12 protein-coding genes are annotated in these 13,693 nt (G+C 72.7%); 6 read left to right on the top strand and 6 right to left on the bottom strand.

The features are described from left to right. Positions 1-15: 15 nt before the first annotated feature. The 4 genes from WMF28_RS13730 to WMF28_RS13715 form a co-directional block, all read right to left on the bottom strand. Positions 16-711: an HAD-IB family phosphatase gene (locus WMF28_RS13730; protein ID WP_437602645.1), complete on the bottom strand. Its 696-nt coding sequence runs from the start codon at positions 709-711 to the stop codon at positions 16-18. Between the two features lie 47 nt (positions 712-758). After that, positions 759-1,796 carry an aldo/keto reductase gene (locus tag WMF28_RS13725; RefSeq protein WP_437602644.1) on the bottom strand — a complete coding sequence of 346 codons (1,038 nt, stop codon included), beginning with the start codon at positions 1,794-1,796 and terminating at the stop codon, positions 759-761. Between the two features lie 186 nt (positions 1,797-1,982). Beyond that, on the bottom strand, positions 1,983-2,525 hold the full coding sequence (locus WMF28_RS13720) for a non-canonical purine NTP pyrophosphatase (RefSeq protein WP_437602643.1): 543 nt from the start codon (positions 2,523-2,525) through the stop codon (positions 1,983-1,985). Between the two features lie 12 nt (positions 2,526-2,537). Continuing rightward, on the bottom strand, positions 2,538-3,380 hold the full coding sequence (locus WMF28_RS13715; RefSeq protein WP_437602642.1) for an SIR2 family NAD-dependent protein deacylase: 843 nt from the start codon (positions 3,378-3,380) through the stop codon (positions 2,538-2,540). Between the two features lie 224 nt (positions 3,381-3,604). Between WMF28_RS13715 and WMF28_RS13710 the strand changes: the two genes are divergently transcribed. The 6 genes from WMF28_RS13710 (at position 3,605) to WMF28_RS13685 (ending at position 9,999) form a co-directional block, all read left to right on the top strand. Next, positions 3,605-5,221: a serine/threonine-protein kinase gene (locus WMF28_RS13710; RefSeq protein WP_437602641.1), complete on the top strand. Its 1,617-nt coding sequence runs from the start codon at positions 3,605-3,607 to the stop codon at positions 5,219-5,221. Positions 5,222-5,298: 77 nt separating this feature from the next. Beyond that, on the top strand, positions 5,299-6,291 hold the full coding sequence (locus WMF28_RS13705) for a hypothetical protein (RefSeq protein ID WP_437602640.1): 993 nt from the start codon (positions 5,299-5,301) through the stop codon (positions 6,289-6,291). A 65-nt stretch (positions 6,292-6,356) separates the two neighbouring features. Further along, positions 6,357-7,082 carry a 1-(5-phosphoribosyl)-5-[(5-phosphoribosylamino)methylideneamino]imidazole-4-carboxamide isomerase gene (gene hisA, locus WMF28_RS13700; RefSeq protein WP_437602639.1) on the top strand — a complete coding sequence of 242 codons (726 nt, stop codon included), beginning with the start codon at positions 6,357-6,359 and terminating at the stop codon, positions 7,080-7,082. Positions 7,083-7,119: 37 nt separating this feature from the next. Then, the gene (locus WMF28_RS13695; protein WP_437602638.1) at positions 7,120-8,835 is read left to right on the top strand and encodes a tetratricopeptide repeat protein; all 1,716 of its coding nucleotides are present in this window, start codon (positions 7,120-7,122) and stop codon (positions 8,833-8,835) included. Beyond that, complete coding sequence (gene pgsA / locus WMF28_RS13690) at positions 8,825-9,481, top strand: CDP-diacylglycerol--glycerol-3-phosphate 3-phosphatidyltransferase (protein ID WP_437602637.1); 657 nt, start codon at positions 8,825-8,827, stop codon at positions 9,479-9,481. The genes WMF28_RS13695 and pgsA overlap by 11 nt, the downstream gene beginning before the upstream one ends. 44 nt (positions 9,482-9,525) lie before the next feature. Continuing rightward, on the top strand, positions 9,526-9,999 hold the full coding sequence (locus WMF28_RS13685; protein ID WP_437602636.1) for a hypothetical protein: 474 nt from the start codon (positions 9,526-9,528) through the stop codon (positions 9,997-9,999). A gap of 141 nt (positions 10,000-10,140) precedes the next feature. Here WMF28_RS13685 and WMF28_RS13680 read toward each other — a convergent pair whose 3' ends face one another. Both WMF28_RS13680 and WMF28_RS13675 read right to left on the bottom strand, forming a co-directional pair. Continuing rightward, positions 10,141-11,091 carry an alpha/beta hydrolase gene (locus WMF28_RS13680; protein WP_437602635.1) on the bottom strand — a complete coding sequence of 317 codons (951 nt, stop codon included), beginning with the start codon at positions 11,089-11,091 and terminating at the stop codon, positions 10,141-10,143. A 129-nt stretch (positions 11,092-11,220) separates the two neighbouring features. Further along, entirely contained in the window at positions 11,221-13,476 is a 2,256-nt protein-coding gene (locus tag WMF28_RS13675; RefSeq protein ID WP_437602634.1) for a hypothetical protein, read from the bottom strand. Between the last annotated feature and the right edge of the window lie 217 nt (positions 13,477-13,693).

The raw sequence follows: 13,693 nt of genomic DNA, 5'->3' as shown, positions 1-13,693 counted from the left end.
CCGGGCGAGCTCGCGTCACCCGCGTCCGGGAGATCGCCCTCCGGCATCGGCCGCGCCCGGGGGGCGCTCGCCGCCGCGGGCGCCGCCACCGTCGAGCGCCGCACAGACCTCGGTGAAGCTGTCGAACGGCGTGCACGGGATCCCGTCGCGCCCGCAGAGCGCGTCGAGGGCGCTGCCCCGCACCGCGAACACGCGGTCGCAGCACCGCGCCGCGGGATAGTCCAGCCGCCCGTCGCCGATGTAGACCGCGACGGTCTCGCCGGTCGCCGCCTTCAGCTGGTCGAGGACGCGGATCTTGAAGTCGTCCCCCGGACCGAGCGGCACCGCCGCCGGCACGGTCACGCGCCAGCGCCCGTCGAAGACGGCATCGAAGCAAGAAAACGCGGTGCCCGGGGGCAGGAACTCGCGGATGTAGAACGGTAGCCCGTGGCTGACCACGTGAAACACCCACCCCCGGCGGGCACACAGCGACAGCAGCTCCTCGAAGCCCGGGCGCAGCCCGGCGTGGGGACGGAGCTCGGCCAGGAGCTCGTCCGCCGCGCGATCCACATCCGCATAGCCGCGCCGGAGGAGCTCGAACGGCGTGATCTCGCCGCTGGCAGAAGGCGTGAGCAGCGCCTGCCGCCAGTCATAGCGGAGGTGAGCGTCCCAGATCTGGTTCGTCAGGTCGGCGCAGGTGATGGTCCCGTCGAAGTCGCTGAGGATGAGCACGACCGACGATTCTGCACCCCTTCACGCCGTCCCGCCAGCGCCGACGGTCAGATCGCGACGGGGAACGGGTTTCGCTCGGCGAACCCGGTCTGGTGAAAGTAGGGATACGCCAGCCTGGTCTTGCTCGCGGCGTCCAGCTTCGCGATCTGCTCCGGCGCCAGGGTCCACCCGACGGACCCGAGGTTCTGTCGAAGCTGCTCCTCGTTCCGGGCGCCGATGATCACGTTCGCGACGCTCGGTCGCTGCAGCAGCCAGTTGATCGCGATCTGCGGGACGGTCTTGCCCGTCTCCTTCGCCACCTCGGCGAGCGCGTCGACAACGCGATAGAGGTACTCGTCGTCCACCGGCGGCCCGCCCTCGACAGACAGCTTGTTCCGGAGCCGGCTGACCTCCGGCAACGACTGTCCGCGCCGGACCTTGCCGGTGAGGCGCCCCCAGCCCAGCGGGCTCCAGACCACGGCGCCGACCTTCTGATCGAGCGCGAGCGGCATCAGCTCCCACTCGTAATCGCGCCCGATGAGCGAATAGTACGCCTGGTGCGCCACGTACCGGGAAAGACCGTATTTCTCCGAGACGGCGAGCGACTTCATCAGGTGCCAGCCGGAGAAGTTCGAGCAGCCGAGATAGCGAATCTTCCCCGCCCGCACGAGGTCGTCGAGCGCGCCGAGGGTCTCCTCGATCGGCGTGAGCGCGTCGAAGCCGTGGAGCTGAAAGAGGTCGATGTAGTCCGTCTGCATCCGGCGCAGGCTCCCCTCGACCGACCGGATCAGGTGATGCCGCGAGGAGCCGACGTCGTTCGGGCCCGAGCCCAGGCGGAAGGTCGCCTTCGTGGAGACGATGACCCGGTCGCGCCGGCCCTTGATCGCCTGGCCGAGGATCTCCTCGGCTAGGCCGTCGGAGTAGATGTCGGCCGTGTCGAACATGTTCATCCCGGCCTCGAGCGAGACGTCGACCAGCCGGGTCGCCTCCGCCACGTCGCTCGAGCCCCAGCCCTGGAAGAACTCGTTGCCTCCGCCGAACGTCCCCGTCCCGAGACTCAGCACCGGCACCTTGAACCCTGACCCGCCAAGCAGCCTGAAATCCATGTATCTCCTCCGCGCTGTGCCCAATGGGGATAACCTTCGACGCAGGGGAGAGGGTCGCCGGACACCAGGCTCTTGCCCCTTTGCCGCGGTCGTGCACGGTCAGGAACTCCAGGGCGATCCGGAAGTCAAGCCCCATCGCGACGCGCGGACGGCGCGGTCGCGAGGCGGGGCGCGCGCCGGCGCCGATCACAGCCCGATGTCGCTCCGGAACGCATGCAGGGCCTCCGCGCTCGCGGAGCAGCGGAGCCGCTCCTCGCGGGGCATTTGCCCGAGCGTCCGCGTCTGCCCGGCCGGGATGAACATCGGCTCCCAGTGGGTGCCCTCGTCGCCCCGCCGCTCGCGGGCGATCTCCCCGAGGATGCTGCCCGTGTAGACGCGGAGCGTCCGGCCGTCGCAGTAACAGACCTTCTGGACGACCCGCGCGGCGCGAGACAGCCCCGGGGGAATGAGGCAGCAGATCCGGTCCTGCAGCCGCTCCCAGAACGGCTTCACGAGCGGGCCCGGGAAGCCGTTCAGGTGCTCGATGAACAGCCCGCCGTGCTCGACGAAGAGCGGCACGAGCGCCAGCCGGTAGGCGGCGAGGGCCTTCTCCCGCACGACGACGTCGAGATCCGAGGAGAGGACCTCGGGCACCTCGAGCCGCAGGACCCGAAGCGGCGTCGGCCCGTCCTTCCAACCATGGACCATGTCCTCGAGCTTGTGCTCGTTCGAGCAGACGAAATAGACCATGACCCGCGCCCCTCACCCGTCCAGCGCATCGAGCAGCGCCACCACGCTCTGCGTCTTGTCGTTGGGGTCGAGCTCGATGACGTCGACGTGCCAGGCCTCGAGCAGCGCCGGCTGGACAAGCCCGGCGCCGAAGGTCGCCCAGTAGCCGCGGCGGTTCGGCGCTCGCTGCGCGCCGGGCGAGCGGCCCTCGATGCGCATCTGCTCCATGCGATACCAGATGTAGCGGATGTCGACGTCGCCGAAGCTGTAGCCGAGGAAGAGAAAGCTGTTGCTGAGCAGATCGGCCCGGAGGCGCTGATCGGGCGCGGCCTCGAGCCTCAGGCGGCTGAAATACTGGGCTTCGGTCAGCACCACCGTCTCGGGCCGGTCGAGGTCGCCATGAAACTTGATGACATGGCATGCCCCCTGGGCCGGGCACCGCGCGAAGTCGTCGAACGTGGAGAGCGCCACGGCCTGCTTGCCCGCGTCCCGGAGCGCCTCCTCGATATGGTGCTCGAAGTTTGTCGTGTAGATGGTCGGAAAGTGGCGGCGCGCCAGCGCCTTGTGCTGGCACGAGCCCTTGCGGCGCTCGTCGACCGCGCGCGCGTGGAAGCGCGCGCGCATCTCGGCGATGAAGCTGTCGAGGCCGCCCGTGCACTCCCGGGCGAAGAAGCCGGCGAGCTGCGGGGGCAGGCCGTGCAGCTCGAAGAGCGCAGGCTCGAAGCCGAGCGCCTCGCCCATCCACCCGACCAGCTCCTTCCACATGGGCAGCTGGAGCGGGGCGGAGAAGCCTGCGCCCAGAAAAGGAATGAGGCGTCCTTCCCGGTACGCCTGCCGGAGCGGGACCGCCGCTTGCTCGAGCGTCAGCACAGCCATCGTCGCGAGCGATGGTATCCGCCCGTCGACCTCACGCAACCGGCGCCCGCTCGGCCAGGATGCTTCGCCCCGCCGCCGGGCCCCTCGCCCATGGCCGCGCTCGGCCACGATGCTCGGGACGGGAGCGACAGCGTCCGGCGGGTCGGGCGAGACGCTCGCCCGAGGTGCCCTTCGCTGGTCCCTGAATCCTTGACGCGACCGCCGCCGCGCGCGACCCTCCCGCCGTGTCGGCCACGCTCGCGGACGGAACGGTCTTTGCGAACCGCTATCGCGTGGTGCGCCTCCTCGCCGTCGGCGCGATGGGGTCCGTCTACGAGGCGGTGCACATCGAGACCAACCGCCGCCGGGCGCTGAAGGTGATGCACGCGTATCTCTTCCAGAGCGAGGAGATGCGCGGCCGCTTCAAGCGCGAGGCGCAGATCACGGCGGACATCGAGAGCGAGTACATCGTCGACGTCTTCGACGCGGGCATCGACGAGGCGACCGGGATGCCGTTCCTGGTGATGGAGCTGCTCCGCGGCGAGGAGCTCGGCCAGCGCCTCAAGCGCATCGGCAGGCTGCCGCCCGGCGAGGTCTCGACGTACCTCCAGCAGACCGGGTCGGCCCTCGACCGGACCCACGCCGCATCCATCATCCACCGGGACCTGAAGCCCGAGAACCTGTTCGTGACCCAGCGGGACGACGGGACGCCCCGCATGAAGATCCTCGATTTCGGCGTGGCGAAGCTGCTCGCCGAGGGGGGGAACGCGGCCGGCGTCACGCGGAGCCTCGGGACGCCGCTCTACATGGCGCCCGAGCAGTTCCGCGTCGACACGAAGCTCACCAGCGCCGTCGACATCTACGCGCTCGGGATGATCGCGTACACGCTGCTCGTGGGGACGCCGTACTGGAGCCCGGAGGCGCTCAGCGCCGGCGACGTGATCGCGTTCGCGCTGGTGGTCGTCCACGGGCCGCAGGAGGCGCCGGTGCAGCGGGCGATGGGGCACCGGGTGCTGCTGCCGCAGAGCTTCGATGCGTGGTTCGCCCGGGTCGCGGCCGTCGACCCGGCGGCGCGGTTCCGCACCGCGAGCGAGGCGGCGCAGGCGCTCTCCGAGGTGCTCGGCTTCGCCGCGGCCAGCAGCGGACCTCTGCCCCACCCGAGCGCTCCGCCCTGGTCCCTGGCGAGCGCCCCCATGACGGCGCTCGCGACGCCGACGCCCGGGACGATGACGCCCACCTCGACGGCGCCCGGCATGACGGCGCACGGGACGGCCGCGCACGGGATGCCAGCGCCCGGCATGACAGCGCCCGTGCTGATGACGCCCGCGATGACGAGCGTCGCCCCGCTCGGTCCGGATCACCCGGCCCGCTCGCCGGGCGTGCCGCTCGCGGCGACCATGACGGAGACCTCGATGACCTCCATCCCCGCAGGGGCGCTCGTCCCTGCAAGGCCGAGCCGGACGCCGCTCGTCGCCGCGGCGGTCGTCGTCGGGCTCGGGGCGCTGAGCGCCGCGGGGAGCTGGCTCCTGATCCGCGCCGGGGCCGAGCCGGCGGTGGCCGCGTCGCCGGAGGCCGCTGCGCTGGACGCCGGCACGGCGGGCGCCGTCGTCACCCCTGCGCCGAGCGCAACGCCGCCGGCGGCAGAGCCCCCGGCGGCGGCAGAGCCCTCCGCGGCGGTAGTGCCCTCGGCGGCGGCAGAGCCCTCCGCGGCGGCGCCCGACGCCGCGACCCCCAGCGCCAGCGCGAGCGCCGTCGCGGGCCCAGCCCCGCGCCGGCCGGCGAGCGCTCCACCGAGGCCAGCCTCGAGCGAGCGACGGGGCTCCTCGACGCGCCCCAAGGTCCCCTTGCTCGGACGGGATTGAGATCCATGTCCGCCGCGATGCCGGCCCCCCCCACCGCCCACGCCGGCCGACCTCTCGCCCTGTGGATGCGCCAGAACATGACACGATGCCTGCGCCGGATTGCCGTTCTCGCCCTCGTCCTCTGCCCGCTCGCCGCCGCGGCCCCCGCCGCGGCGCAGGACAGCGCGGCGGCGGAGGCCCTCTTCAACCGAGGCCTCGCCGACATGGAGGAAGGCCGGTACGAGACGGGCTGCGAGGCGATCGCCGAGAGCCATCGGATCGAGCCCAAGCTGGGGGCGCTGTTCACGCTGGCGATCTGCGAGTCGCGCTCGGGCCGCATCGCCGCCGCGTTCACGCATTTCGGCGAGTACCTCGCGCAGGTCGATCAGCTGACGCCGGAGCAGAAGAGCCGGCAAGGGGAGCGACCGAAGGTGGCCAGGCAGGAGCACGACAAGCTGGCCCGGCTCGTGCCGGAGCTCTCGCTCGCCCTCCCGCCGGGCGCCCCCGCAGGGACGGTCGTGAAGCGCGACGGCCGCGTGGTGGACAGCGCCGCGCTCGGCGCGGGCGTGCCGGCGGAGCCGGGAGAGCACGTCGTGTCGACCCAGGCGCCGGGAGGGCCCGTCTGGGAGACGCGGATCCAGCTCGCCCAGGGCGAGAAGAAGCGGGTCGAGCTGCAGGTGAAGGACACATCGGCGCCCCCCGCTGGCGGCCTTTCGGGCCGGCGAGCGGCCATGGTCGTGGCCGGCGGCGTCGGCGCGGCGGGGCTCGTGATCGGCGGGATCACGGGCGCGCTCACGCTGGGCAAGAAGAGCGTCGTCGAGGAGCACTGCGGCAGCGGGATCGGCGTGAGCGACGAGACGGCCTGCGATCAGGCGGGGATGGACGCCGCCGACAGCGCGAGCACCACGGGGCTCGTGAGCACGATCGGCTTCGGCGTGGGGCTGGCCGGGCTCGGGGCGGCCGCGGTGCTCTACCTGACCGAGCCGACGCAGCGCGAGCCGACCGTCGGCGCGACGTCAAGGCGGATCCGCGCAGGGGTGCTCGCGGCCGGGCCGCAGGGCGTGGTGCTCGGGGCGAGCGGGGTGTGGTGACGCGGCGGCCGCGCGCGCCCTCGCCGCCTCTACCCGCCGGCGCGGAGGCGCGCTAGACCCGCCGCGTGCAGCTCATCCCCGCCATCGATCTTCTCGGAGGCCAGGCCGTGCGCCTCCATCAAGGACGCTACGATCAGGTCACCGTCTACGACCAGGACCCGGCCGCGCTCGCCGCCCGCCTCCGCCGCGCCTGCGATCGGCTGCACGTGGTCGACCTGGAAGGGGCCCGGGCCGGCCGCCCCGTGCAGGCCGACGCGGTCCGCGCCGTCGTCGCGGCGTTCGGCGTGGACGGGGGCAGCGTGCAGGTGGGCGGCGGCATCCGCTCCGCCGCCGCCGCCGAGAGCTACCTCGAGCTCGGCGCCGATCGCATCGTGCTCGGGACCGCCGCGGTGAACGATCCCGCGCTCGTGCGCGACCTCGCCGGCCGCTTCCCGGAGCGCGTCGTGGTCGCCGTCGACGCCAAGGACGGGCGCGTGGCCGTGCAGGGCTGGGAGCAGGTCTCGTCCGTCACGGCCCTCGACGTCGCCCACGCGCTCGCCGGCTCCCCCATCGCCGCGCTACTCTATACCGACGTCTCCCGCGACGGGACGCAGGTCGGCCCCAACCTGGAGGCCACCCGTGAGCTCGCCGGCTCGTGCGGCTTCCCCGTGCTGGCCTCCGGCGGAGTCGGCTCGCTGGCTCATCTGCGCGCGCTCGCGCAGATCCCCGGCGTGAGCGGCGTCATCGTGGGCCGCGCGCTCTACGAGGGGGCCTTCACGCTCGCCGAGGCGATCGAGGCGGCGAGCGCCTGACGGCGCGTGTGCGTTTTCGTGTACGCTCCACCCGACGATGCCCGAGCGCGACGACCCCCGGCCTTCCACCCGCGAAGTCGCAGCGGAAGAGTTCCTGTTCCACCTGCACCGGGGCAGCGAGCTCCTGCAGGACAACCGGGTCCACGCCGCGAAGGCGGAGCTCGAGCGCGCCCTCTCGCTCCAGCCGAGCGATCCCAAGGGGCAGGACCTCCTCGGGATCGTCTACTTCCGGCTGGGGCTCTATCCGCGGGCGATCGCAATCTATGAGCGGCTGATCCAGGCCCACCCGGACGCGGTCGAGCCGCGCATCAACCTCGCGCTCTCGTACCTCAAGACCGGGCAGCCCGCGCAGGCGCGCTCCGAGCTCGAGAGGGCGCTCGAGCAGAACCCGAAGCACCAGCGCGCCTGGGGCTATCTCGGGCTCGCCTTCCAGCGCATGGGCGACTACGAGCGCGCGAGCCACGCGTTCGCGGCGGGCGGCCATGACGCGATGGCGCGCCGCCTGCTCGACATGACGAGCGGCGCCACGGGAAGGTACCCGATCGAGCCGCCCGACACCGAGGACCAGCCGCCGGTCGAGGCCAAGGCCGAGGCGAGGGCCGATGCGAGGGCCGAGGCGAGGGCCGAGGTGCAGCGCGCCGCGGGCGAGGCGGTGCAGGCGCTGGATCGCGCCAGCGCGGGCTTCCGGCACGACTCGGATCTGCCGCGCATCCCGTCCGGGACCTGGTCGGCGATCGAGCCTGGCCGCGAGACGATGCCGACCATCCCGGCGCCGCCGTCGCTCCGGAGCCTCGGGGCGGACGGCCGCGCGGCCGGCGCGGCGAGCGCGGCCGGCGCGGCCCGCTCGCCTGGCCCGCGGGGCGGCGCGGCCCCGACGGTCCCGTCCATGCCGGCGGTCCAGGCGCCGCCCGCAGGGGGCGCTGCGCCTGGCGTGCGCCGCGGCTCGATCGGGCCGGAGGAGCACTCGATCACGGGCCGCTTCACGGTCGCCGTCCCCGCGACCGGGGACGCGGCGCTGGCGAGCAGGAAGGCCGCCGCGCGGTCGTCGTCGCTGCCGCCCCCCACGGTGGCGCCTGGGACGCCGCCGCCGTCCACGACGCCGCTCGCGGTGCAGCCGCCGGAGACGCTGCTGGCGGTGGCGCGCGAGCGGCTGCTCATCTTCCCGCGCGACGTCGCGGTCGCGCGGCACGCGAGCGGCGTCGTCCTCGTGCAGGCCACGAAGGGCTTCGTGGCCCGGCTCGATGCGCTGCGCACGATGAGCATGCACCCCGGGACCGCCACGCACGTGCTGAAGCGGCAGGCGCGCGGCCGCATCTTCGACGAGCCGCTCGGCGGACCGAGCACGCCCTTCGTCGAGATCGCCGCGCGCTGCGAGCTCGTGCTCGGCGCGCCGGAGGGGCGGCGGCTCCACGCCGTGACGCTCGGGGAAGAGCCGATCTACCTGCGCGAGGACGTCCTCGTCGGCTTCGAGCTGCCGATCGGCTACGAGAACGGCCGCCTGCCGGCCGGCGACGGCGAGGCGGTCGCGATGGTGCAGCTGCGCGGCCGCGGCCACATGGTGATCTCGGTGCCCGAGCGCGCCGCGGCGCTGGAGATCACCCCGTCGCGGCCGACGTCGACGCGCGCGACCGCGGTGCTCGGGTGGATGGGCCGGCTCCTGCCGCGCACGCTGCCCGCGGCCGAGGCGCCCGGAGGGCAGCAGGGCTTCGTGACGTTCGGTGGAGAGGGGATGGTTCTTGTCGATGGTCGCTAGCGCGGGCACGTCCCTGCGGGGCATCAAGGCGCAGCGGCGGAGGACGCTCTGGGAGGACGCGAAGAACCTCCCGAACCTGCTCACGTTCGCGCGGGTCCTCATGATCCCCGCCGTCCTCCTGCTCCTCTCGAGGGGCACGCCGCGGGACTGCTTCTGGGCCGCGTGCGTCTACTCGCTCGCGGCGATCACGGACATGCTCGACGGCTACCTGGCGCGGCGGCAGGGCCTCGTGAGCGTGCTCGGCAAGTTCCTCGATCCGCTCGCCGACAAGCTCATCGTCTCCGCCACGCTGGTGTGGCTCGTCCCGATGGGCCGGATCCCGGCGTGGGCGGTGGTGCTGCTCATCTCGCGCGAGATCACGATCACGGCGCTCCGCTCGATCGCGTCGACGGAGGGGCTCGTCATCGCGGCGGGCGACGGCGGGAAGATCAAGACAGCGCTGCAGATGATCGGCATCATCTGCCTGATCCTCGGCTACCCGTACCACATCCACCTCGGCGTCGACTTCGGGGAGGTCGACGTGGTGCACGTCGGCCGGCTGCTCATCTATCTATCGCTCGTCTTCTCGATCACGAGCGCCGCGCAGTACATGGGCCTGTTCATCGACGCCATCGACGCGAAGAACCGGCCGGCTCCTCCGCCGTAGATGGGCAATAGGCAAGCCCGCGTGGTTCTGCTAGACCAGCGCGCGTGAAAGCCCTGAAGACATCGCGCAACGCCTTGCGCCCCGCGCTCCTCCTGGCCGCGCTCGCCGCGGCGATCGTCGCCTCCGCCGCGAGCTGCAGCGACCAGCAAGAGGGCGAGCCCTGCGAAATTGCGAACGGCAACGAGGACTGCGCGGATGGCCTCGAGTGCAGGGGTATCGGCCAGCAGCAGCAACAACACCGTTGCTGCAGGCCCGACGTGATAACGCAGGTCTGCGATCCCACCCAGGATCCGACGACGAGCACCACGACGACCAGCGCGAGCGGCACGGGGGGTGGTGCAGGCACCGCCGGCGGCGGGGCGGGCACCGGCGGCGGAGCGGGAGGCAGCGGCGGCTCCGGCGGCAGCGGCGGAGCGGGAGGCAGCGGCGGCGCCGGCGGCAACGGCGGCGCCGGAGGCAGCGGCGGCTCCGGAGGCAACGGCGGCTCCGGAGGCAGCGGCGGCAACGGCGGACGCTAGCGCAGCGGACGCGGACGCCGCATCACGGTCACGGAAGCAAGGCGCACGGGCGCTCCGTGCCGTGCGCCGGCCGTCCTGGCCCGCCTCGTCAGGGCGTCTCGCTCCGCCGGCAGGCCGCAGCCGGCGCGCGGCACGGCCGCCTCAGGCCCGAGGCGCCGGCTGCGCGAAGGCCTGCCGCAGCGACGCGCCCGCGAAGGCGAGCGCCTCCTTGCCCTGCGCGAGATCGACGAGGGGGGCCACCAGGACGAAGCCGTGGAGCACGCCGTCGAACCGCTTGAGCTCCACGGGGACGCCTGCTTCCTTCAGGCGGGCGGCGTACGTCTCGCCGTCGTCCCGCAGCGGATCGTACTCCGCGGTGATCACGGTCGCCCCGGGCAACCCCCCGAGGTCGCGCGCGCGCAGCGGGCACGCGAGCGGGTTCTCCCGGTCGGCGTCGCTCGTGAGGTAGCTGTCCCAGTACCAGCGCATCTCGGCGGCCGTGAGCATGTAGCCTTCGCTCAGCGACCGGCACGACGGCATGTCGCAGCGCGCGTCGAGCGCCGGGTAGAACAGCACCTGGTGGACGAGCGCCGGACCGCCGCGCTGGCGCGACGCGACCGCGACGGCGGCGGCGAGGTTGCCCCCCGCGCTGTCGCCGGCCACCGCGACGCGCGCCGGATTGCCCCCGAGGCGCTCGGCGTTGTCGGCCACCCATCCCACCGCCGCAAGGCAGTCCCCGAGCGGCTCCGGGAACCTGTGCTCGGGGGCGAGGCGATAGTCGACGGACACCGTGATGCAGCCGGCGAGGTTCGTCAGCGAGCGGCAGACGCCGTCGTGCGTGTCGAGGTTGCAGAGCACCCAGCCGCCGCCGTGAAAATAAACGACGATCGGCAGGGCGCCCGCGGTCGCGCCCGCGGGCCAGTAGATCCGCGCCGCGATGTCGCCGAGCGGGCCCGGGATCGCGCGCTCCTCGACGCGTCCGACCGCCTCGCTGGCCGGCATCGCGGCGGCGAGCTGGCTCGCGGCGGCGCGCGCCTCGCGGACCGGCACCGAGAAGATCGGCGGTCCCGAGAGCATGTCAAGCAGCACCTGGGACTTGGGATCAAGAGGCATGGGCGCTCCCGTGTCGAGACGAGGGGGAGGCCGCACTCTAGCCGAGCGCCCGCCCCTCGCGGTAGGGGCAAGCGCCGCGAGGTGCGGCGCGCCGGTGCGTCGCACCACCTCCCACGTCGCGCGGCCGCCTCAGCCCTGCGTCCGTCGCGCGCGCACGCGGCGCCTGAGCACGGCCGCTCCGGCGAGGGCGACCCCGGAGAGCGCCGTCCACGGGGCGAGCGGCGCGCTCGGCTCGGCGGCGCGGCACGCGCACCCCGCTGCAGGCGTCTCCTCGGCCGGGTCGGTCGGGTCCGGCGTCGCGCCGCCCGTCGCGCCGGGCTCCGGCTCCGGCTCGACCGGGTCCACCGGCGGCGGCTCGACCCCGAGATCGGCGCTCTCCACCGTGACGGCGGTGGCCGGGCAGTTCCCGTGACCGATCACCATGTAGTACGTCTGCGTGGGATCGAACGGCGGATCGGACGTCTCGTCGATGACGATCTCACCGTACGTGTCCGTGATCGCCTCGACGCTGTAATCGTAGCTCGTGGCCTCCGGCAGCATGTCGCCCATCGTGAAGCCGACGTGCCGGGCGGTCCTCACGTAGATGCCCCACTCGAGGTCGGCGCCGCCGTGGGGCTCTAGCTGCACGGTGAAGCGGATGCCCTTCGCGGTCCGATCCGGCGTGCTCTTGAAGTGGAAGAGGCTCTGGAGGCTGAGCTGCCGGCGCCACTCCGTGCACGACGCCCCGGTCCCGTAGACCAGCGAGTCGATGCCGAACATCTGCGTCCTGCGCAGCTTGCCCCCGCTCAGGTCGAGCACCTCCTCGCAGTCGTCCAGGCCCCGGCTCTCGATCAGCGCCTCGACGGCGCTGGCGTCCGCCGCCGTGAGCTCGCCGGTGCTCACCAGCTTGTCGGCCGCCCTCTTCAGCCCCTTGGCGAAGTCGCCGAGCGAGGCGTTGCGGGTCAGCAGCGTCAGCGCGCTCCACACGAGCCTGTCGCCCAGATCGGCCCCGAATTTCTCGTGCAACGACCACGCGAGGCTGCCGATGAGCTCGCCATCCTCGTGCACCTCGCCGACCAGATCGTCGGGGCATGTCTTGACGTTGTCCGACAGATCGCGCTCCGCGCCGAAGGGCGCGAGCGACGCCTCACCGAGCGTGGCATCGCCGTTCACGGTGCAGGCGAAGTAGTCCGCGATGCCCTCATCGATGCTGCCGGCCCAGGGAGAGAGCCCGTACTCGTTGACGGCGAACTGGCCATCGTTGTAGCCGACCGCGTTGGCAGTGACGTAATGGGTGAACTCGTGGAGGAACACGTCGGAGTCGTCCGAGAAGTCGAAGCGCGAGCCCTGGCCGATGGCGATGAGGTTCGGCGCGCGGAAGGGCGCCTCCGTGCCCTGCGGCGAGAAGAACGCGTTGTCCATCGGCCGGCCCGACTCCAGCATGTTGGCGACCGCGACGAGCTTCCAGCCTGGCGCCCCCATGTCGAGCTGGTGGGCCTTCGTGAAGTAATCGCGCATCCGGGTGAGGTGGTAATAGACGCCGACCTGCGCGAACTGGTCCTTCGCGTCGTCCGCGCTCGTCGGCGGATCGTAGAGGAAGTCCTCCCCCGCGTTCGGCCCGACGCTCTGTTCCAGGGTGAGCGAGACGCCGCCCACGAGGTCGCCACCCACGTAGTTCGCCACCTTGAAGTTGCCGTTCCAGCCGCTCAAGGTCTGAGGGTCCGCCGCGTCGAGGCCGACGAGCTCACGATCCTCGAGCTGCGGCGTGACCGCGGAGCTGATCGGGTAGACGCGCCCCCGCGCGTGGACGGCGAGCGACCGCCGGTGGACGATCTTGCCGGCGTGCGCGTCCACGAGGAAGCGCTCGCCGCCGAGCTCCGACCGGACATCGACGACCCAGACGAGCTTGCCGCCCGTCTCCGCCTCGGGGAACACCGCGAGCGCCGCGCTCGGCCGCTCCGCCAGCGTCATCCCGTAGGTCGCCTCGACCGCGCTCCGCGCCGCCTCCTCCCTGTATTTCGGCGCCGCCGGGACCGACAGGCCGCGCGCCACGTCGAGCACCACGACCTCCACGCGGCCCTCCGGGGCGACCTGGACCGCCGCGGCGCCGCCGAGCACGGGGTGTCCGGCGTGGAACTGCGCGAACCGGACGGTGCGGTGATCGCCGTCCTGGAGCTCTCTCTCGTAACCCAGCGAGACGCCCTCGATCCGGAGCTCGGCAGCCGCGTGCTTCAGATACGTCTCCGCCGCGCCGCGCGCGCCGCCGCTGGTGCGGCGGGAGGACAGGTCCGCAGCGGGCGCGCCCGGCGCCGCGGTGACGGTGTGCCAGTCGGACGCGGCAGCCGACCCCGCAGCGGCCAGAGCTGCGAGCGCGGTCAACGGAAGCAAGATCAGCTGTCGTCTCATGGTTCTTCTCTCCGGCTGGATTTCTGCTAGCGGCGCTCGCGTGAGGCGCGGCGGGGCCGGACCGACGAGCGCGACCAACGTATCGAGTTACGTTGGGTCATCAAGGAGGCGCGACGCGGCATCCTCTCGGAAAGTAACGAGTTGTAGCGGCGGTTGGCTCCTTGCCTGACGTCTTGGGTCAACATGCGTGTTATGTCTCCGGCACACCCGGCGCAGG

The sequence above is a fragment of the Sorangium sp. So ce590 genome, from assembly GCF_051521365.1.
Taxonomy (GTDB): Bacteria; Myxococcota_A; Polyangia; order Polyangiales; family Polyangiaceae; genus Sorangium.
The sequence above is the reverse complement of the archived record's forward strand: the minus strand, read 5'-3'. Positions and strand labels throughout refer to the sequence as shown.

What these genes read in the sequence shown, in the direction of transcription:
- WMF28_RS13725 (WP_437602644.1), bottom strand. Translation starts at nt 1,796, where the DNA reads ATGGATTTCAGGCTGCTTGGCGGGTCAGGGTTCAAGGTGCCGGTGCTG.
- WMF28_RS13675 (WP_437602634.1), bottom strand. Translation starts at nt 13,476, where the DNA reads ATGAGACGACAGCTGATCTTGCTTCCGTTGACCGCGCTCGCAGCTCTG.
- pgsA (WP_437602637.1), top strand. Translation starts at nt 8,825, where the DNA reads ATGGTCGCTAGCGCGGGCACGTCCCTGCGGGGCATCAAGGCGCAGCGG.
- WMF28_RS13695 (WP_437602638.1), top strand. Translation starts at nt 7,120, where the DNA reads ATGCCCGAGCGCGACGACCCCCGGCCTTCCACCCGCGAAGTCGCAGCG.
- WMF28_RS13720 (WP_437602643.1), bottom strand. Translation starts at nt 2,525, where the DNA reads ATGGTCTATTTCGTCTGCTCGAACGAGCACAAGCTCGAGGACATGGTC.
- WMF28_RS13705 (WP_437602640.1), top strand. Translation starts at nt 5,299, where the DNA reads ATGACACGATGCCTGCGCCGGATTGCCGTTCTCGCCCTCGTCCTCTGC.
- WMF28_RS13715 (WP_437602642.1), bottom strand. Translation starts at nt 3,380, where the DNA reads ATGGCTGTGCTGACGCTCGAGCAAGCGGCGGTCCCGCTCCGGCAGGCG.
- WMF28_RS13680 (WP_437602635.1), bottom strand. Translation starts at nt 11,091, where the DNA reads ATGCCTCTTGATCCCAAGTCCCAGGTGCTGCTTGACATGCTCTCGGGA.